The organism is Desulforamulus profundi (assembly GCF_002607855.1).
In genome coordinates this window covers 1-1,281 of sequence record NZ_AWQQ01000028.1, presented here as the reverse complement: position 1 = coordinate 1,281, position 1,281 = coordinate 1, and the positions used below count along the sequence as shown (strand labels likewise).

The following is a 1,281-nucleotide window of genomic DNA, read 5'->3' as shown; positions in this document are numbered from 1 at the left end:
AAGGTGAAGCAGACCACCTGGATGATTTAACTTACGACCCGATAATAGCCTAGGAATTACATCATTTGTAAAAATGTGGATTAAAGGACTACCTCTTAAGTGGTTGTTCCTTTAGCATAAAGTAAAATGGGTTAATTGGTGTATACACCCAAATAATTACAAAATTATACAATTATATCTTCCAATTATTACCTTTTAATTTATGCGAAAGTTTTATGCAACGCTAGTGATTTGATGTGGAAAAGAAACTCCAGCCCGAAAACAAAATTATGGATTGGCATGAAATACGGGAACTGGCTGAGGCTGGCTTTACCATCGGCGCCCATACGGTGGCCACCCCCACCTGGCGGAAGTGCCGCCGGAAGTGGCCCGTCACCAGATCGAAGAATTCAAGCGCGCCCTGGAGTATGGCCTGAAAAAGCCTGTCGAATTTTTTGCCTACCCCCACGGCAGCTACAACGACACCGTGGCGGATCTTGCCGGCTACCGAGCAGCCGTCACCACCGAACTGGGTCTTGCCAAAGCTGACTCAAACCCCTTCAAACTCCGCCGCATCCGTGTAACCGGCCATTACAACAACGAGAAATTTATTGAAGAACTGTATAAGTACTAGCCTCTTGCATTGTTGACCACCCGGTCAACGATTTTTTTTGTTCCCAAATCTGACCAATATATTCATAAAGGTACTGGCATTATGTGGGATTAATAACGGTTTGGTAGATTGTGAAACCTTTTCTTTCATAAAATTATCGATATATGTCGAAAAAGCAAGGCTTGTATACAAAAGAAATTTCCTTTTTTTGCGCTTTTGGTAGGTTTTTTTGGCCATAACATCGAAAGTCGAATATAAAAACAAATGTCATAGCTAACCAACCACTGTAAGCAGTCCTTGTAAACTTACATGGTTTCCTTTAAAGTTGCTCTGATTTTATATACAAGTAAAACTGCCTTATAAATAAGGTGTTTTTTCAACCTGGAAAATAGGAAAAATATCCCAACAACTAGGGCCATATGCCTGATGTTCAATAGCATAGAGAATTTTATCCTCCTAGGAGACTGTTGAAAAACTTCAAACAATAATAACCAAAATTAGATATCTTTAGCATAACAGGAAGGAAAATGGAGATATTTGTAGGAATAAATACCTATCATTAGATAGGGAGTGCTAATTTAATATGTTAAAGCAAAAAGGACGTCAATTATCTATAACCGACATTGATGTATTAGAGCAATGGAGTAACAGACCCCTTGTTTCTGAAAACAGCATCTATTATGCCCTTG

Annotated in this window: 2 protein-coding genes; both read left to right on the top strand. The window is 39.3% G+C overall.

Features of this window, described 5'->3' with window-relative positions; translation table 11 throughout:
* Positions 1–236: 236 nt before the first annotated feature.
* On the top strand, positions 237–416 hold the full coding sequence (locus tag P378_RS20935) for a polysaccharide deacetylase family protein (RefSeq protein WP_238472872.1): 180 nt from the start codon (positions 237–239) through the stop codon (positions 414–416).
* Complete coding sequence (locus P378_RS04320; RefSeq protein ID WP_238472871.1) at positions 365–613, top strand: polysaccharide deacetylase family protein; 249 nt, start codon at positions 365–367, stop codon at positions 611–613. The genes P378_RS20935 and P378_RS04320 overlap by 52 nt, the downstream gene beginning before the upstream one ends.
* Positions 614–1,281: the final 668 nt, after the last annotated feature.